Annotated in this window: 12 protein-coding genes; 9 read left to right on the top strand and 3 right to left on the bottom strand. The window is 69.5% G+C overall.

Going from position 1 to position 18346, the window contains the following annotated elements:
- Nucleotides 1-47: 47 nt before the first annotated feature.
- Entirely contained in the window at nt 48-1670 is a 1623-nt protein-coding gene (gene pgi, locus NK718_RS01805; protein WP_371877197.1) for a glucose-6-phosphate isomerase, read from the bottom strand.
- Nucleotides 1671-1893: 223 nt separating this feature from the next.
- Here pgi and pstS point away from each other — a divergent pair, with 223 nt between their 5' ends.
- The 5 genes from pstS to phoU all read left to right on the top strand — a co-directional run bounded on the left by pstS (nt 1894) and on the right by phoU (nt 6423).
- On the top strand, nt 1894-2940 hold the full coding sequence (gene pstS, locus NK718_RS01800; RefSeq protein ID WP_254737972.1) for a phosphate ABC transporter substrate-binding protein PstS: 1047 nt from the start codon (nt 1894-1896) through the stop codon (nt 2938-2940).
- Between the two features lie 126 nt (nt 2941-3066).
- The gene (gene pstC / locus NK718_RS01795) at nt 3067-4062 is read left to right on the top strand and encodes a phosphate ABC transporter permease subunit PstC (RefSeq protein WP_254737970.1); all 996 of its coding nucleotides are present in this window, start codon (nt 3067-3069) and stop codon (nt 4060-4062) included.
- Between the two features lie 35 nt (nt 4063-4097).
- The gene (pstA, locus tag NK718_RS01790; RefSeq protein WP_254738220.1) at nt 4098-4934 is read left to right on the top strand and encodes a phosphate ABC transporter permease PstA; all 837 of its coding nucleotides are present in this window, start codon (nt 4098-4100) and stop codon (nt 4932-4934) included.
- Nucleotides 4931-5701 carry a phosphate ABC transporter ATP-binding protein PstB gene (pstB, locus tag NK718_RS01785; RefSeq protein ID WP_254737968.1) on the top strand — a complete coding sequence of 257 codons (771 nt, stop codon included), beginning with the start codon at nt 4931-4933 and terminating at the stop codon, nt 5699-5701. The genes pstA and pstB overlap by 4 nt, the downstream gene beginning before the upstream one ends.
- An 11-nt stretch (nt 5702-5712) precedes the next feature.
- Nucleotides 5713-6423, top strand: coding sequence for a phosphate signaling complex protein PhoU (gene phoU / locus NK718_RS01780; RefSeq protein ID WP_254737966.1), 711 nt, complete (start codon nt 5713-5715; stop codon nt 6421-6423).
- 15 nt (nt 6424-6438) lie between these two features.
- Here the strand turns inward: phoU and NK718_RS01775 are convergent, their stop codons facing one another.
- Entirely contained in the window at nt 6439-7113 is a 675-nt protein-coding gene (locus tag NK718_RS01775) for a LuxR C-terminal-related transcriptional regulator (protein ID WP_254737964.1), read from the bottom strand.
- Nucleotides 7114-7282: 169 nt separating this feature from the next.
- Nucleotides 7283-7660, bottom strand: coding sequence for a hypothetical protein (locus NK718_RS01770; RefSeq protein ID WP_254737962.1), 378 nt, complete (start codon nt 7658-7660; stop codon nt 7283-7285).
- 340 nt (nt 7661-8000) lie between these two features.
- On the opposite strand from NK718_RS01770, the gene NK718_RS01765 reads away from it, so the two are divergent.
- The 4 genes from NK718_RS01765 to NK718_RS01750 all read left to right on the top strand — a co-directional run bounded on the left by NK718_RS01765 (nt 8001) and on the right by NK718_RS01750 (nt 17875).
- Nucleotides 8001-10253: a family 16 glycosylhydrolase gene (locus tag NK718_RS01765; protein WP_254737960.1), complete on the top strand. Its 2253-nt coding sequence runs from the start codon at nt 8001-8003 to the stop codon at nt 10251-10253.
- Between the two features lie 186 nt (nt 10254-10439).
- Nucleotides 10440-12464: a M10 family metallopeptidase C-terminal domain-containing protein gene (locus NK718_RS01760; RefSeq protein ID WP_254737958.1), complete on the top strand. Its 2025-nt coding sequence runs from the start codon at nt 10440-10442 to the stop codon at nt 12462-12464.
- Between the two features lie 239 nt (nt 12465-12703).
- Nucleotides 12704-15028 carry a M10 family metallopeptidase C-terminal domain-containing protein gene (locus tag NK718_RS01755; RefSeq protein WP_254737956.1) on the top strand — a complete coding sequence of 775 codons (2325 nt, stop codon included), beginning with the start codon at nt 12704-12706 and terminating at the stop codon, nt 15026-15028.
- 270 nt (nt 15029-15298) lie between these two features.
- A complete protein-coding gene (locus tag NK718_RS01750; protein WP_254737954.1) occupies nt 15299-17875 on the top strand; it encodes a M10 family metallopeptidase C-terminal domain-containing protein in 2577 nt (858 codons plus the stop codon).
- The last annotated feature ends 471 nt before the right edge of the window (nt 17876-18346 follow it).

Below are 18346 nucleotides of genomic sequence, written 5' to 3'. Positions count from 1 at the left end.
GTTGCCCCCTCGCCGCGCCCGGCGGCGCGCCGGCGCCCCCCGGCCGGTCAGGCCATGGCGCGCAGGGCCCGCACCAGGCCGACGGTCGAGCCGTCGGCGTCGGCCGGCGGGGCGGCGCCCTCCACCACCGGCAGCAGGGCGCTCGCCAGCTCCTTGCCCAGCTCCACGCCCCACTGGTCGAAGGCGTTGATGTTCCAGATCGCCGCCTCGACGAAGACGCGGTGCTCGTAGAGCGCGATCAGCCGGCCGAGAGTGAACGGGTCCAGCGTGCGGTAGAGGATGGTGAGCGAGGGCCGGTCACCCGGGAACACGCGGTGCGGCGCGAGGCTCTGGGCCTGCGCCTCGCTGCGCCCCATGGCGAGGAGCTGGTTGCGCGCCTCGTCGTAGCTGCGGCCGTTCATCAGCGCCTGCGACTGGGCGAGGCAGTTGGCGACGAGCAGCGCGTGGTGATGCGCCAGCTCGCTCTCGTGGCCGCGCGCGCCGACCATGAACTCGCACGGCACGACGTCGGTGCCCTGGTGGATGAGCTGGTAGAAGGCGTGCTGCCCGTTGGTGCCGGGCTCGCCCCAGACGATGGGGCCCGTCGGGCGCTCCACCGGCTCGCCGGTCAGCGTCACGCTCTTGCCGTTCGACTCCATGTCGAGCTGCTGCAGATAGGCGGGGAAGCGCAGCAGGCGCTGCTCGTAGGGCAGGATGGCGCGCGAGGCGTAGCCGCACACGTCGCGGTGCCACACGCCGGCGAGCCCGAGCAGCACCGGCAGGTTGCTCTCCAGCGGCGTCTCGGCGAAGTGCCGGTCCATGGCGTGCGCGCCGTCGAGGAAGCGGCCGAACTGCTCCGGCCCGATGGCGATCATCACCGGCAGGCCGACCGCCGACCACACCGAGTAGCGCCCGCCCACCCAGTCCCAGAAGCCGAAGGCGCGCTCCACGGGGATGCCGAAGGCGGCGACCTTGTCGAGCGCCGTCGAGACGGCGGCGAAGTGATGCGCCACCGCCCCGTCGCCGAGCGCCTCGACGATCCACCGCCGCGCCGAGGCGGCGTTGGTCATGGTCTCGACGGTGGTGAAGGTCTTGGACGCGACGATGAACAAAGTCGTCGCCGGGTCGAGCCGCTTCACCGTGTCGGCGAAGTGGGCCCCGTCGACGTTGGAGACGAAGTGGCAGCGCGGGCCGTCGTGCCAGGGGGCCAGCGCCAGCGTCGCCATCGCCGGGCCGAGGTCGGAGCCGCCGATGCCGATATTGACCACGTCGGTGAAGCGCCCGCCCCGGGCCGGCGCGATGGAGCCGTCGCGCACGCCGCCGGCGAACGCCGCCAGCGCCTCCAGCACGGCGCGCACCTCCGGCATCACGTCGCGGCCGTCGACCAGCACGGGCGCGCCGGAGCGGTTGCGCAGAGCCGTGTGCAGCACCGCCCTGCCCTCGGTGACGTTGATCGTCTCGCCCGACAGCATGGCGTCGCGCCGCGCCTCCACCTCGCAGGCCCGCGCCAGGTCGGTCAGCAGCTCCAGCGTGCGCGCGTCGATGGCCGTCTTCGAGAGGTCGAGCAGCAGGTCGTCGAGGCGGAACGAGAACGTCTCGAAGCGGGCCGGGTCGGCCGCGAACAGGCTCTTCAGCGTCTCGCCCGCCGTCGCCTGGCGGTGCGTGGCCAGCGCATCCCACGCGGCCTTGATGCGAGCGGCTTCGGCCATGTCGGGACTCCTCGGGCGGTCGAAAGGACGGGGAGGATGTCGCAGCCGGGAGGCGAACTCAAGGCCGCCCCGCAACGCGCCGACCGTCATCCGAGTGTCACGCAACCGTCCTATTCCCTGCCGCGAGGCCGCCGGGACGGCGCGCCTCCCGAATTGCGGGACGCCTCGTCCGCCAAGGGCCGGGCGCCGTCACAGGAGAGCCGACATGCACTTCAAGGCCATGATCGTCGCGGCGGGGATCGCCGCCGCGTCCGCCGGGCCCGCCCTCGCCGCCGACATCTCGGGCGCGGGCGCGACGTTCCCTTACCCGATCTACGCGAAGTGGGCGGACGCCTACAAGAAGGAGACCGGCGCCGGGCTCAACTACCAGTCCATCGGCTCGGGCGGCGGCATCAAGCAGATCCAGGCCCGCACCGTCACCTTCGGCGCGACCGACGCGCCGCTCAAGGGCGCGGACCTCGACAAGGACGGCCTCATCCAGTTCCCCATGGTGATGGGCGGCATCGTGCTCGTCGCCAACCTGGAAGGCATCGCCCCCGGCCAGCTCGTGCTCGACGGGCCGACCGTGGCCAAGATCTATCTCGGCGAGATCAAGAGCTGGGACGACGCCGCCATCGTCAAGCTCAACCCCGGCCTCAAGCTGCCGAGCCAGGCCATCGTCCCGGTGCGCCGCTCGGACGGCTCGGGCACGACCTTCGTGTTCACCGACTATCTCGGCAAGGTGAGCAAGGACTGGGACGACAAGGTCGGCTCCGCCACCGCCGTCGAGTGGCCGGTCGGCATCGGCGCCAAGGGCAACGAGGGCGTCGCCAACAACGTCATGCAGACCAAGGGCGCCATCGGCTACGTCGAGTACGCCTACGCCAAGCAGAACAAGCTGACGCATGCCCGCCTGGTCAACAAGGCCGGCAAGGTGGTGGAGCCCTCCACCCCGTCCTTCCAGGCCGCCGCCGCCAGCGCCGACTGGAAAAGCAAGCCGGGCTTCGGCATCGACCTCAACAACCAGGCCGGCGACACGGTGTGGCCGATCACCTCGCCCACCTTCATCCTCCTGCCGAAGCAGCCGAAGGACCCGGCCGCCGCCGCCGAGGCGCTGAAGTTCTTCGATTGGGCCTACCGCAAGGGCGACACGATGGCCGCCGACCTCGACTACATCCCGATGCCCGAGGCCGTGGTGAAGATGGTCGAGGAGAGCTGGACGCAGGTCGTCGACCCGGCCGGCAAGCCGGTCTGGACCGCCGCCGCCAAGTAAGCCAAGGGGCGGCGCGGCGATCCCCTCGCGCCGCGCCCCGCCCCCGAACCGGCCGGCCCCGCCGTCGTCGGGACCGGCCGCCACCGTTTTCACCGCGCGCCGCCGGGCGCAGCCGAAGGACCGACGATGACGGACGCCAGCCTGCACCCGAGCCGAGCGCTCGCGACGGCCACGGCCGACCGGGCGCGGGCGCTGGCGCGCCACCGCATCCCGGACGCCGTGTTCGCCGCGCTCACCCGCGCCGCCGCCCTCGCCGTGCTCGTCATGCTGGGCGGCGTGATCGTGTCGCTGGCCCGCGGCGCGTGGCCGGCCTTCTCGGCCTTCGGGCTGGACTTCCTCACCACCTCGACCTGGAACCCGGTGAAGGAGCGCTTCGGCGCGCTCGCGCCGATCTACGGCACCGTCGTCACCTCGCTCATCGCCATGCTCATCGCCGTGCCGGTGGGGCTCGGCATCGCGGTGTTCCTCACCGAGCTGTGCCCCCGCCCGCTGCGCCGCCCCATCGGCATCGCGGTCGAGCTGCTGGCCGGCATCCCCTCGATCATCTACGGCGTCTGGGGCCTGTTCGTGCTCGCGCCGTTCCTGCAGGAGACGGTGCAGCCGGCGCTGATCGCCACGCTCGGGCGCGCGCCGCTGATCGGCCCGCTGTTCGAGGGTCCGCCCTACGGCATCGGCCTGCTCACCGCCTCGCTGATCCTGGCCGTGATGGTGCTGCCCTTCATCACCTCCGTGTCTCGCGACGTGTTCGAGACCGTGCCGCCGATGCTCAAGGAATCCGCCTACGGGCTCGGCTGCACCACGTGGGAGGTCGTGCGCCGGGTCGTGCTGCCCTACACGCGCGCCGGCGTGATCGGCGGCGTCATGCTCGGCCTCGGCCGCGCGCTGGGCGAGACGATGGCGGTGACCTTCGTCATCGGCAACGCGCACAAGATCCAGGCCTCGCTGCTCGCCCCCGCCACCACCATCTCCGCCTCCATCGCCAACGAGTTCACCGAGGCGGTGGGCGACCTCTACACCGCCTCGCTCATCGCGCTCGGCCTCATCCTGTTCGTCATCACCTTCGTGGTGCTGGCGGCGGCCCGGCTGATGCTGATGCAGCTCGAGCGGCGGCAGGGAGCATGACCATGAGCCACGACCTCGGCCCCGCCGTCCGCGACATGCGCCGCTATGCCGGGCGCGCCCGCCGCAACCGCGTGTGGATGGGCCTGTGCATGGCGGCCACCGCGTTCGGGCTCGCCATGCTCGGGCTCATCCTCGGCGCGCTGCTGTGGCGCGGCTTCACCGCGCTCGGCCCCGCCGTGTTCACCCAGACGACGCCGCCGCCCGGCGCGGCGGGCGGCCTGCTCAACGCCATCGTCGGCAGCCTCATGATGTCGGCCATCGGCGTCGTCGCCGGCGCGCCCATCGGCGTGCTGGCGGGCACCTACCTGGCCGAGTACGGCCGCTCCTCGCCGCTCGCCGCCGTGGTGCGCTTCATCAACGACATCCTCCTCAGCGCGCCCTCCATCGTCGTCGGCCTGTTCGTCTACGAGGTGGCCGTGCGGCCGATGGGCCATTTCTCCGGCCTCGCCGGCGGCGCGGCGCTGGCCGTCATCGTCGTGCCGGTGGTGCTGCGCACGACGGAGGACATGCTGCGCCTCGTGCCGACGCAGTTGCGCGAGGCCGCCTACGCGCTCGGCATGCCGCGCTCGCTGGTGATCCGCCGCATCGTCTACGCCTCGGCGCGCACCGGCATGATCACCGGCGTCATGCTAGCCGTGGCGCGCATCAGCGGCGAGACCGCGCCGCTGCTGTTCACCGCGCTCAACAACCAGTTCTTCAGCGCCGACCTCGGCGCGCCGATGGCGAGCCTGCCGGCCGTGATCTTCCAGTTCGCCATGAGCCCCTACAAGGAGTGGCAGGACCTGGCCTGGGCCGGCGCGCTGCTCATCACCCTCACCGTGCTGGCGCTGAGCATCGCCGCCCGCGCCCTGACCGCGAGATCGTCCGCATGACCGTCCCCGCCCTTCCCGAAAAGATCACCGTCCGCGATCTGCGCTTCCATTACGGCGCCAGCCTGGCGCTGAAGGGCGTGAGCCTGCCGCTCCACGAGCGCAGGGTGACGGCCTTCATCGGCCCGTCGGGCTGCGGCAAGTCCACGCTGCTGCGCGTGCTCAACCGCATGTACGACCTCTATCCCGGCCAGCGCGCCGAAGGCGAGGTGCTGCTCGACGGACACAACATCCTCGGCCGCGACGTCGACGTGAACCTGCTGCGCGCCCGCGTCGGCATGGTGTTCCAGAAGCCGACGCCGTTCCCGATGTCGATCTACGACAACATCGCCTTCGGCGTGCGCCTGTACGAGGACCTGCCCCGCGCCGAGATGGACGCGCGCGTCGAGGCTGCGCTACGCGGCGCGGCGCTGTGGGACGAGGTGAAGGACAAGCTCGGGGCCAGCGGCCTGTCGCTCTCCGGCGGCCAGCAGCAGCGCCTGTGCATCGCGCGCAGCGTCGCGGTGCAGCCGGAGGTGATCCTGCTCGACGAGCCGTGCTCGGCGCTCGACCCCATCTCCACCGCCAAGGTCGAGGAGCTGATCGACGAGCTGAAGGAGCGCTACACCATCGCCATCGTCACCCACAACATGCAGCAGGCGGCGCGTGTTTCGGATTTCACCGCGTTCATGTATCTCGGCGAACTGATCGAGTTCGGCGACACGTCGACCATCTTCACCGCGCCGCGCCACAAGGCGACGCAGGACTACATCACCGGCCGCTTCGGCTGAGGGAGAGCAGCATGACCCAGCACACCGTGGCGTCCTTCGATGCCGAGCTGAAGGAGCTGCAGCGCAAAATCGCCGAGATGGGCGGCATCGCCGAGAAGATGCAGTCCGACGTCATCGACGCGCTGATGCGCCAGGACATCCGCCTCGCCCAGGCGGTCGTCGCGGCCGATCCGGCGCTCGACCAGCTTCAGCGCGAGATCGAGGAGAAGGCGATCCTCACCATCGCCCGCCGGCAGCCCATGGCCATCGACCTGCGCGACGTGGTGGCGACGATCCGCATCGCCAACGACCTCGAGCGCGTCGGCGACCTGGTGAAGAACATCGCCAAGCGCATCCTCGCGCTGGAAGGCCGCTTCCCGCCGCAGAGCCTGCTGGCCGGGCTCAACAACATGAGCGTGATGGCGCTGGCGCAGTTCAAGGCCGTGCTCGACGCCTACATCCAGCGCGACGAACACGCGGCGCTCGCCGTGTGGGAGCGCGACGGCGAGATCGACCACCTCTACAACTCGCTGTTCCGCGAGTTGCTGACCTACATGATGGAAGACCCGCGCAATATCGGCTTCTGCACGCACCTGCTGTTCAGCGCCAAGAACATCGAGCGCATCGGCGACCACGCCACCAACGTGGCGGAGACGGTGTACTACCTCGTCACCGGCCACAACCTCGCGCTCGAGCGTCCGAAGGCGGAAGCCGCCGACGTCACCGCCCCGCCGCAGGCTTAGGCGCGCGTCGCCGCCTCAGCGGGCCGGCGCGGCCTCCAGCAGGCGCGCCCCGACGGCCGCCGCGGCCGCGCGGGTGGAGACGCCGAGCCCGCGGAACAGCGCCGCCATGTGGACCTTCACCGTGCCCTCGCCGATGTCGAGCGTGCGGGCGATCTCCTTGTTGGAGAGCCCGCGCACCAGGAGCTCCAGAACGTCGCGCTGGCGCGGCGTCAGGCCCTCCGGGCAGGCCGGCCCGGCGCCGGGTTCGGCGGCGGGCTTCTCGGCCGCCGGCAGTTCGGCCAGCGAGGGCGGCACGAAGATGGCCCCGTCCATGATGCGCCGGAGCGCGTTGGGCAGTTCCACGACGCCGAGGCTCTTCGGCACGTAGCCGTGCGCGCCGGCCTCCAGCGCCGCGAGGATGTCGCCCCGCCGCTGCGAGCCCGACACCACCGCCACCTTGATCTTCGGGAAGCAGTCGCGCACGCCGCGCAGGCTCGCGGCGCTGTCCATGCCGGGCATGGCGAGGTCGAACAGCGCGAACGTCACTTCCGGATGGGCGGAAAGGCGCTCCACCGCCTCGTCGAGCGAGCCCGCCTCCAGCACCTCCCGCACGCCCAGCCGGGCCGTCAGAATCGCCGACAGCGCCATGCGGAAGAAGGCGTCGTCGTCGGCGATCAGGGCCGTGGCGGTACTGGCATGCGTCGTAGGCATCGAGGACTCGGATGCGAAGGCGGCGCGAGCGGTTGCGCGCGCCGGCTTTAGCATGTGTTGGAGTAGCACTTGCCCGCCGCGATGACAATGTAAGTAAGAACCTGAACGGTTTGGCCTTGCAGCGATGCAAGATCAATGAAGTTGTGGATAGCCGCTCGTCAGCCGCTTTTCAATCGTCAGCTTGACAATTTTCTTGCGCGTAGCGGAGCGCGGCGGCGACCGCGCGGCGCGCCTCGGCGAGCGCGACGCAGCCGGTCGAGCGCGCCGTGGCGGCGGGGGCTCCGGCGCAGGCTTCCGCCAGCCGCGCCGCGTCGAGCGCGCCCAGGCACGCGAGCGGGCCGACCAGCGACAGCGCGGCCCGGCGCACCCGCCGCGAACCGCCGCGCTCCAGCGCGCGCTCCAAAGCCGCGAGCCGCCCCTCCATCTCGCCCGCGAAGCGCGCCACGAGCGCCGGCAGCATCGCGCCGTAGGCGGAGCGCAGCGCGGCGACGGGCAGCGCCTCGGCCTCGGGCGGCCGGGCGGATTCGGAACATGGGTCGGGACGCATGCCGGGACCTTCGGAGGGGAATCGGGCAAACGGCGCCGGCGGGGGAGGAGCGCCGAGGCGCATCAACACCAAAAGGGCCGCGCGCCGCCATTCGGCCTGTCGCCCTAGGCCGCCGCGCCGCCAGACGGCCCGCTGGCAGCGTGAGCGCGGCCGGTTCTACGCAGTCCCGCGTACGGCACAGCCTCCGCTACGCGTTTGTCCTTAGACCAGCCGGCATAAGGGAACCCCCAGTTTTACCCTCCGCTCAACCTAAGTCATGACGCCGAATTTCATCCCCCGGCGAAATGGATAGGTTCCGCTCCGACCAAACGCCGCCGATTTGGACGGGGACGCCAGAACGATGTTCACCACCGGAACCAACAATACTGCGCCGCGCACCGGAATGGTCTCGGCCTTTGCCCAGGAATTCAACGGAACCGAGCTTCCGGACGCCACGCATGCCGTCTGGAACACCGTCTACCCCGGCAATATTCGCGGCGGCCTCAACGGCGAGAAGCAGATCTACCTCGACCAGGACTACCGCACCTCGGACGGCCGCACGGTGCCGATCCAGCCGTTCAGCCTGCAGGGCGACGGCGCGCTCACCATCACGGGCAACCCCACGCCCGCCAACCTGCTGAGCGACGTGCAGAATTTCGGCTACACGTCGGGCATGATCAACACCTACGACCAGTACCAGTTCAAGTACGGCTTCTTCGAGATCCGCTGCGACATCCCCGGCGGCAAGGGCACGTTCCCGGCCTTCTGGCTGCGCAACGCCGACTCCTCGGTGAAGGCGGAGATCGACATCTTCGAGATCATCGGCGGCCAGCCCAAGGTCGCCAACCAGACGGTGCACACCGACGACGGCTCGATCCTCAAGGTCAACCGCACCGTCACCTCCACCGACTTCACGCAGGGCTTCCACACCTACGGCGTCGACTGGCAGCCCGACTTCATCACCTTCTACGTCGACGGCCAGAAGACGGGCGCGGTCGCCACGCCCGACAGCCTCAAGGTGCCGATGTACCTCATCGCCAACCTGGCGCTCGGCGGCACCTGGCCGGGCAGCCCGGACGCCACAACGCCGTGGCCGGCGACCATGAAGATCGACTACATCCGCGTCTGGCAGGACGAGAAGAACCTCGCTTCCGTGACGCTGAACGGCACGGCGTCCGCCGACAAGCTGTTCGGCAACGACGGCGCGGACGTCATCACCGCCGGCGACGGCAACGACACCGTGCTGGCGGCCGCCGGCAACGACTCGTTGGACGGCGGCGCGGGCGACGACCGCCTGATCGGCGGCATGGGCGACGACACCATCTCCGGCGGCTCGGGCGTCAACTACCTCGCCGGCGGCGTCGGCAACGACACCTACATCGTCAACCAGACCGGCGACACCTTCTACGAGATCGCCAATGGCGGCTTCGACACGGTGGTGACCGGGCTCTCGGCCTACACGCTGACCGGCTATCTCGACGCGGTGCGCTACACCGGCTCCGGCGCCTTCAAGGGCAACGGCAACCCGCTCGCCAACCTCCTCGTCAGCGGCGCGGGAGCCGACACGCTGGTCGGCGCGGCCGGCGACGACACGCTCGACGCCGGCGCGGGCAACGACCGCATGGACGGCGGGACCGGCAAGGACGTCTACGTCGCCGGCCATGGCGGGCAGGACTTCGTCGTCTCCTTCGGCCTCGCCGAGGACCGCATCGACGTCTCGGCCCTGCACTTCACGTCGCTGGCGGAGGCCATCAACGGCGCGACCGTCAACATCAACGGCCAGGTCGTGCTGCACTTCGGCGCGGAGAGCCTGACGCTGGGCGGCGTCTCCAAGGTGGCGCAGCTCACCGACGCCCATTTCATCTTCGAGGCCCCCGCGCCGGCCCCGACCGACACGACCTCCACCACCACCCCGACCACGACGGAGACGGCGGTCGTCGCCGACCCCACCATCTACGGCACCAACGGCAACGACTCTCTCGTCGGCACGTCCGGGAACGACCGGATGGACGGTCTCCTGGGCAACGATACTCTGTCCGGCGGCGCGGGAGACGACGTGTACGTGGTGTCGTCCGCCGGCAAGACCATCGTCGAGAAGTCCGGCGGGGGCACGGACACGGTCGAAACCTCGCTCGCCAGCTACACGCTGTCGGGCTACGTGGAGAACCTCACCTATACCGGCACGGGCGACTTCAAGGGCACGGGCAGCGGCCTCGCCAACGTCATCACAGGCGGCGGCGGCGTCGACTCGCTGGTCGGCGGCAACGGCAACGACTCGCTGTTCGGTGCGGGCGGCAACGACCGGCTCAACGGAGGCGCGGGCGCGGACCTCATCTCCGGCGGCTCGGGCTGCGACACGCTCACCGGCTACACCGGCGCGGACACCTTCGTGTTCACGGCCGCGGACGGCCTCGGCTCGGCGCTGGTGACCGACTTCCAGCGCGGCTACGACCATCTGGACGTGCATGGCATGGGCCTCGTCGACTTCGCCGACGTGCTCGCCCACGCCACGACCAGCTCGCTCGGCTTCGCCACCATCGCCAACGCGGGCGAGAGCTTCACGCTGCAGAACGTCAAGATCGCCGACCTGCAGGCGGCCGACTTCATCTTCTGAGCCCCACCGGGCCGCCGCGTCGCCGGCGCCCCGGACCGCTCTTCCGCCGGAATTAAACGACCGGGATCAGGAAACGGTAATGAAATGCGAGTAACACTCATTACGCGCATAACTAGTCTTACACACGCGTAACAAGAATATCGGGCCACAATACATCCCCTGTTAACCGTCCAGGCGCAGCACAACATGGCGACGAAGCCCACCTACAGCGACAGCCAGATCGTTTCCCAGCTGGACAGCACGTATCATTGGGTCGGCACGGACCTGACCTACGGCTTCCCGACCTCCACCGCGTCGTGGTTCCCCTATGACGAGTCGACCGGCTCCTCGGCGCTGACGAGCGCGCAGCGCGCCGCCGCGACGATGGCGATCGGACTGTGGGACGACCTCATCAAGCCGAACTTCACGCTCGCCGCCGACGGCTCGACCGCCAACGTCAAGTACGACAACACCACCACCAGCATCGGCTACGCCCACGCCTATTACCCGGGCGGATGGTCCGGCGCGGGTTCGGTCTGGTTCAACAACAATTACAACTCCACGACCGGCACCAATGACCTGGTGACGCCGAAGATCGGCGCGTGGGGCTTCATGACCTATATCCACGAGACCGGCCACGCGCTCGGCCTCAACCATCCCGGCGACTACAACGGCGGCTCCCCGACCTACGCGACGGACGCGCTCTACGCGCAGGACAGCCAGATGTATACGCTGATGTCCTATTTCACCGCCGACAACACGGGGGCTGACTGGTACGCCAGCGACAATCGCTGGTATTACCCGCAGACCCCGATGCTGCACGACGTGATGGCCATCCAGGCGATCTATGGGGCCGACCCGACGACGCGCCTCGGCGACACCACCTACGGCTTCAACGCCACCGCCGGCATTCCGATGGTGTTCGACTTCACGCAGAACAAGCACCCGGTGCTGTGCGTCTACGACGCCGGCGGCACGGACACGCTCGATTTCTCGGGCTTCTCCTCGGCCTCGCTCATCAATCTCGCGCCGGGCTCGTTCTCGAATTGCGACATGATGACCTACAACGTCTCCGTCGCGCAGACGGCGGCGATCGAGAACGCGGTGGGTGGCGCGGGGGCCGACACGCTGCTCGGCAACGACCTCGCCAACGTGCTGACCGGCAACGCCGGCAACGACTCGCTCTCCGGCGGCAACGGCGACGACCGGCTCGTCGGCGGCGCGGGCGCGGACATGCTGGACGGCGGCGCGGGGAACGACACCGCCCTGTTCGCCGGGCTGCGCTCCGCCTATTCCATCGCCTACGACGCCGCCACCGCGCACTTCACGGTGACCAGCACGGCCGAGGGCGTCGACACTCTCGTCGGCATCGAGACCTTCCAGTTCTCCGACGGCTCGGTGCTCGCCTCGTCTCTGACCGGCGGCACGACGACCACCACCACGACCACCGCCACCACGACGACCGAAACCGTCGCGCCCATGGCGACGCCGACCTCGGGCGCCGACAACCTCATCGGAACCTCGGGCGCGGACACCATCAACGCGCTGGCCGGCAACGACACGATCGACGGCGGCGCGGGCGCGGACCGCCTGGTCGGCGGCTACGGCGACGACAGCTATGTCGTCGACAACGCGCTGGACGTCACCTACGAGCTCTCCGGCCAGGGCGTCGACACCGTGCTCGCCTCGCTCAACTGGACGCTGGCGGCCAATGTCGAGAAGCTGACCCTCACCGGGACCGCCGGCCTCTCCGGCACGGGCAATTCGCTCGCCAACACGCTCACCGGCAATATTGGCGCGAACATCCTGTCGGGCGGCATCGGCAACGACTCGATCTTCGGCGGCGACGGCGCCGACACGATCCTCGGCGGCGACGGCGCGGACCGCATCTACGGCGAGGCCGGGGCGGACCGGCTGACCGGCAACGCCGGCGTCGACTACTTCATCTTCAACGCCGTGTCGGACAGCGCCCCCGCCGGGGCCGACACGATCACCGACTTCACGCGCGGCTACGACCGCATCGACCTGCGCGGCATCGACGCCAACGCCGCCACCACGACGACCGACGAGGCCTTCGCCTTCATCGGAACCGCTTCCTTCGACGGCCACGCCGGCCAGCTGCGTTTCTCGGCCGGCCTGCTGCAGGGCGACGTCAACGGCGACGGCGTGGCGGACTTCGCGGTCGCCATCGCCAACCAGACGGCGATGCGCGCCACCGACTTCCTGCTCTGATCGTCTTCCTGCTCTGAGCGCGCGCCGGGCGGCTCGCGCCCGGCCCCGCCGCTCCCCGCCTCGACGGCAACGCCCCCGCCTCCGGCGGCGGGCGGCATCGGCGCTCGTTAAAACTCTAGCAAGACCGATGAAGAAACCGTAATACGTCGACGATAGCGTGGTCTGCGGGCATGGATTTGATGTCCGATGCTTAAAGATATTTCCGTTTATTTTTCCCGCTATTCATTAGGTGCAAATTCATGGCGACGAAGCTCAAATATAGCGACAGCCAGGTCATTTCGCAGCTCGACAGCACCTATCATTGGGAGGGGATGGACCTGACCTACGGGTTCCCCACCTCCACCGCCTCCTGGTTCCCCTACTACGAGTCGGCCGGCTCCTCGCCCCTGAACAGCGCCCAGCGCGCCGCCGCGACGATGGCGATCGGCCTGTGGGACGACCTCATCAAGCCGAACTTTACGCTTGCCGCCGACGGCTCCACCGCCAACATCAAGTACGACAACTCCACCACCGGCGTCGGCTACGCCCACGCCTATTACCCGGGCTCGTGGTCGGGCGCGGGCTCGGTGTGGTTCAACAACCGATACGACGCCATCTCCGGGACGAGCGATCTGGTGACGCCGAAGATCGGCGCGTGGGGCTTCACCGCCTTCGTCCACGAGACCGGCCACGCGCTCGGCCTCGACCACCCCGGCGAGTACAACGGCGGCTCCCCGACCTACGCGACCGACGCGCTCTACGCGCAGGACAGTCAGATGTACACGCTGATGTCCTACTTCACCGCCGACAATACGGGAGCCGACTGGTACGCCAGCGACAATCGGTGGTACTACCCGCAGACGCCGATGCTGCACGACGTCATGGCCATCCAGGCGATCTACGGCGCGGACCCGACCACCCGCCTCGGCGACACCACCTACGGCTTCAACGCCACCGCCGGCGTTCCGATGGTGTTCAACTTCACCCAGAACATGCACCCCGTGGTCTGCATCTACGACGCGGGCGGAACCGACACGCTCGACTTCTCGGGCTTCGCCTCCGGCTCGCTGATCAACCTCGCGCCGGGCTCGTTCTCGAATTGCGACATGATGACTTCCAACGTCTCCATCGCGCAGACGGCGGCGATCGAGAACGCGGTGGGCGGCGGCGGAGCCGACACGCTGCTCGGCAACACACTCGCCAACGTGCTGACCGGCAACGCCGGCGCCGACTCGCTCTCGGGCGACGCCGGGGATGACCGGCTCTCCGGCGGCGCGGGCGACGACCGGCTCGTCGGCGGGGCGGGCTCGGACATGCTGGACGGCGGCTTGGGGACAGACACCGCCGTGTTCGCCGGCGCGCGCTCGGCCTACACGATCTCCTATAACTCCGTTACAGCGCACTTCACGGTGACGAGCGCGGCCGAGGGCGTCGACGATCTCTTCGGCATCGAGACCTTCCAGTTCTCGGACGGCTCGGTGCTCGCCTCCTCGCTGACCGGCGGCACGACGCCCACCACCCCCACCACCCCCACCACCCCGACCACCCCCACCACCCCCACGACCTCGTCGACTCCGACCTCCGGGGCCGACAGCCTCGTCGGGACCGCCGGCGCGGACACCATCGGCGCGCTGGCCGGCGACGACACGATCGACGGCGGTGCGGGAGCCGACCGCCTGGCAGGAGGCCTCGGCGACGACCGCTACATCGTCGACAACGCGCGGGACGTCATCACCGAGCTGGCCGGCCAGGGCACCGATACCGTGCTCGCCTCGCTGAACTGGTCGCTGGCGGACAACGTCGAGAATCTCACGCTGACCGGGACCGGAGACTTCATGGGCCTCGGCAACGCGCTGGCCAACGTGCTCACCGGCAATGCCGGCGCGAACATGCTGTCCGGCGGCGCCGGCAACGACACGCTCGACGGCGGCGCGGGCGCGGACTTCATGATGGGCGGCACGGGCGACGACCGCTACGTCGTCGACAGCGCGCGCGACTTCATCTACGAGTCCGCCGGCCAGGGCGTCGACACGGTCGTGGCCTCGCTCAGCTGGACGCTCGCCACCAACTTCGAGAACCTCACGCTCACCGGCGACGCCGCCCTCTCCGGCACGGGCAACACGGTGGCCAACATGCTCGTCGGCAACGCGGGCGCGAACGTCCTGTCCGGCGGCGCGGGGAACGATACGATCCAGGGCGGCGGCGGCGCCGACACCATCCTGGGCGGCGACGGAGCGGACGTCATATCCGGCCAGGCGGGCGCGGACCGCCTGACCGGGAATGGCGGCAACGACATCTTCGTCATCGCCGCCGTGTCGGACAGCGGCCCCGCCGGGGCCGACACGATTACCGACTTCACGCGCGGCTACGACCGCATCGATTTGCGCGGCATCGACGCCATCGCCGCCACGACGACCGACGAGGCCTTCGCCTTCATCGGGACCGGGGCCTTCGACGGCCACGCCGGCCAGCTGCGCTTCGCGGCCGGCCTGCTGCAGGGCGACGTCAACGGCGACCGCGTGGCGGACTTCAGCGTCACCGTCTCCGGCCAGTGGGCGCTGAGCGCCGCGGACTTCCTGCTCTGACAGCCTTGCTGCTCTGAGCGCGCCGGGCGAACCGCGCCCGGCCCCCCGCGGCGCGCCGCCGAAACCTCGAGCGGCGCGCCGGCTCTCCCCGCCTCGACAGCAACGCCCCCGCCTCCGGCGGCGGGCGTTGTCGGCGTTCGCCGGGCCGTTAGCCATCGTGGTGAAAAAGCCGCCACGCGCCGCCAAGGGACTTGTTATCCGACAGGGAACGGCACTACACATTGTCCAAATTCTGTAATCTTTTTTTAATTTTTTCATTTGGTGAAAATCATGGCGGAAAAACCTGTCTATACCGACGAGCAGATCATCTCGACGCTCGACAGCGGCTACCACCAGTCCGGGACGGACCTGACCTACGGCTTCCCGACCTCCACATCGGGATGGTTCTGGGGTCTGGAGACGTTGGGTTCTTCGTCGCTCAACAGCGCGCAGCGCGCCGCCGCGACGCTGGCGATCGGCCTGTGGGACGACCTCATCGCGCCGAACTTCACGCTCGCCGCCAATCCCACCACCGCCAACATCAAGTTCATGAATACGTACTCGAACGTCGATTACGCGGCCGCGTATCTTCCCACCGGATGGTCCGGCGGGGGCTCGGTGTGGTTCGACTCGCGCTACGACTCCGTCAAGGGCGGGTCCAGGAACCTCATGACGCCGACGATCGGCGACTACGGCTTCACGACCTACATCAAGGGGATCGGCGCCACGCTCGGCATCAGGATCCCCACCATCTCCGACGGTAAAATTCATACCTACGACAAGTACGCTCAGTACGCGCAGGACAGCCAGATGTACTCCGTGATGTCCCAGTTCACCTCGGACGCCACGGGGGCCGACAGGTTCGCCAGCGACAACTGGTTCCATGGCCCGCAGACACCGCTGCTGCACGACGTCATGGCCATCCAGGCCATCTACGGCGCGGACCCGACGACCCGCCTCGGCGACACCACGTACGGCTTCCACGCCACCTCGGGTATTCCGGTGGTGTTCGACTTCACGCAGAACACCCACCCGATCCTGTGCATCTACGATGCCGGCGGCATCGACACGCTCGACTTCTCCGGCTTCTCCTCGTCCTCGCTCATCAACCTCGCGCCGGGCTCGTTCTCGAACTGCGACATGATGACCTACAACGTCTCCATCGCGCATACCGCCTGGATCGAGAACGCGGTGGGCGGCGCGGGCAATGACACCCTGCTCGGCAACACCCTCGCCAACCAACTGACCGGCAACGCCGGCGCCGACTCGATCTCCGGCGGCGACGGCGACGACACGCTCAACGGCGGGGCTGGCGGCGACACGATTGACGGCGGCGCGGGCGATAACACGGCCGTGTTCTCCGGCCTGCGTTGCGCCTACGCCGTCTCGTACGACGCGGCCACCGGCCTCTTCACCGTGACCGGCGCGGATGGCGTCGACACCCTCTCCAACGTCGAGACCTTCCAGTTCTCCGATGGCTCCGTGCTCGCGTCCTCGCTGACAGGGGACTCGACCGAGCCCGCGCCGGTCGCGACCTCGGGCAGCGACAGCCTCATCGGCGGTTCGGACGCGGACACCATCAGCGCGCTGGCGGGCGACGACACGATCGACGGCGGCGCGGGCGCGGACCGCATGGTGGGCGGCCTCGGCGACGACCTCTACATCGTCGACAACGCGTCCGACACGACCGAAGAGTCGGCCGACGAGGGCGTCGACACCGTGCTCGCCTCGCTCAGCTGGACGCTGGCGGACAACATCGAGAACCTGATGCTGACCGGGACCGCCGACATCTCCGGCACCGGCAATTCGCTGGACAACTCCCTCGACGGCAATTTGGGCGCGAACGCCCTGTCGGGCGGCGCCGGCAACGACACGATCTCCGGCGACGATGGCAGTGACACGCTGGACGGCGGCGCGGGCGCGGACAGCCTCGTCGGAGGTTCTGGCGACGACCTCTACATCGTCGACAACGCGTCTGACGTGACGGTAGAGCTGTCCACCCAGGGCGTCGACACGGTGCTTGCGTCGATTAACTGGACGCTCGCGGAAAATGTCGAGAAGCTGACCCTCGCGGGAACCGCCGGACTCTCCGGCACGGGCAATTCGCTCGCCAACACGCTCACCGGCAACACGGGCGCGAACATCCTGTCGGGCGGCGACGGCAACGACACGATCTCCGGCGGAGCCGGCAACGACACGCTGGACGGCGGCGCGGGCGCGGACCGCATGGCCGGCGGTTCGGGCAACGACCGCTACATCGTCGACAACGCCTTGGACGTGACGGAAGAGCTGTCCAACCAGGGCGTCGACACCGTGCTCGCCTCGGTCAACTGGACGCTGGCGGACAACGTCGAGAACCTGATCCTCACGGGGACCGCCGGCCTCTCCGGCACGGGCAATTTGCTGGCCAACGCCATCACCGGCAGCGCCGGCGCGGACGTGCTGTCGGGCGGCGCCGGCAACGACTCGATCGATGGCGGCATCGGCAACGACACCATCCTCGGCGGCGACGGCGCGGACCGCATCTTCGGCAATGCCGGGGCGGACCGGCTGACGGGCAACGCCGGGGCCGACACCTTCGTCTACACCGCCCTGTGGCAGAGCATGCGCGGAACAGTCGACACGATCACCGACTTCACCCGCGGCGTCGACCGCATCGACCTGCGCGGCATCGACGCCGTCGCCGCCAGCAGCGCGACGGACCAGGCGTTCGCCTTCATCGGCGCCGCGGCCTTCGACGGCCACGCCGGCCAGTTGCGCTTCTCCGCCGGTCTGCTGCAGGCCGACGTCAACGGCGACCGTGTGGCGGACTTCATCGTCAACATCTCCAACGTGACGACGCTGAGCGCCGGGGACTTCCTGCTCTGACAGGGCGCGGAGCGCGGGGCGCGCGGGGCTTGTGACGAAGACGGGGCGGGGCGAAGGCGCACACAAACGCGTCGCCGCCCAAGCCCCGCCCCGCCCAAGCCGCGCGCCTCCGAACCGCCGCCGGCCCGGCGCGCCATCCCCGCCCCGGCCCATCGCATTCGCCGCCCGCTCCCGCCGGGCGGCGTTTTTCACAAAGCGAACTGCCGCGCATCGGCCCGCGCGCGGCCCGATCCGTGCGCCGCCGCGACAGCCGCTGGCCCGGCGCCCCTCTCCGTCACCCGAGCCCATCCCGCTCCCGCCGAATGGCGACGGTGTCGATGCCCCTCGCGGCGAGTTCGCCAAGTGACTTCCGGTGGCAGCGCTGGGGCGAGTGACCCGATGCAGCGGGATCGACTCCCGCCCGAGCCGAAGACCCCCGGCCCATTTTCGCGAGCCCGCCGCTTCCGTCACGGGCCGCCGCGTAGGCTCGCT

Origin of the sequence: Alsobacter ponti (genome assembly GCF_024294805.1) — a bacterium.
GTDB lineage: Bacteria > Pseudomonadota > Alphaproteobacteria > Rhizobiales > Beijerinckiaceae > Alsobacter > Alsobacter ponti.
The sequence above is the reverse complement of the archived record's forward strand: the minus strand, read 5'-3'. Positions and strand labels throughout refer to the sequence as shown.

Coding starts and splice junctions, on each gene's coding strand:
- NK718_RS01760 (WP_254737958.1), top strand. CDS start 10,440: ATGGCGACGAAGCCCACCTACAGCGACAGCCAGATCGTTTCCCAGCTG.
- pstB (WP_254737968.1), top strand. CDS start 4,931: ATGACCGTCCCCGCCCTTCCCGAAAAGATCACCGTCCGCGATCTGCGC.
- NK718_RS01750 (WP_254737954.1), top strand. CDS start 15,299: ATGGCGGAAAAACCTGTCTATACCGACGAGCAGATCATCTCGACGCTC.
- pstC (WP_254737970.1), top strand. CDS start 3,067: ATGACGGACGCCAGCCTGCACCCGAGCCGAGCGCTCGCGACGGCCACG.
- phoU (WP_254737966.1), top strand. CDS start 5,713: ATGACCCAGCACACCGTGGCGTCCTTCGATGCCGAGCTGAAGGAGCTG.
- pstA (WP_254738220.1), top strand. CDS start 4,098: ATGCGCCGCTATGCCGGGCGCGCCCGCCGCAACCGCGTGTGGATGGGC.
- NK718_RS01775 (WP_254737964.1), bottom strand. CDS start 7,113: ATGCCTACGACGCATGCCAGTACCGCCACGGCCCTGATCGCCGACGAC.
- NK718_RS01755 (WP_254737956.1), top strand. CDS start 12,704: ATGGCGACGAAGCTCAAATATAGCGACAGCCAGGTCATTTCGCAGCTC.
- pstS (WP_254737972.1), top strand. CDS start 1,894: ATGCACTTCAAGGCCATGATCGTCGCGGCGGGGATCGCCGCCGCGTCC.
- NK718_RS01770 (WP_254737962.1), bottom strand. CDS start 7,660: ATGCGTCCCGACCCATGTTCCGAATCCGCCCGGCCGCCCGAGGCCGAG.
- NK718_RS01765 (WP_254737960.1), top strand. CDS start 8,001: ATGTTCACCACCGGAACCAACAATACTGCGCCGCGCACCGGAATGGTC.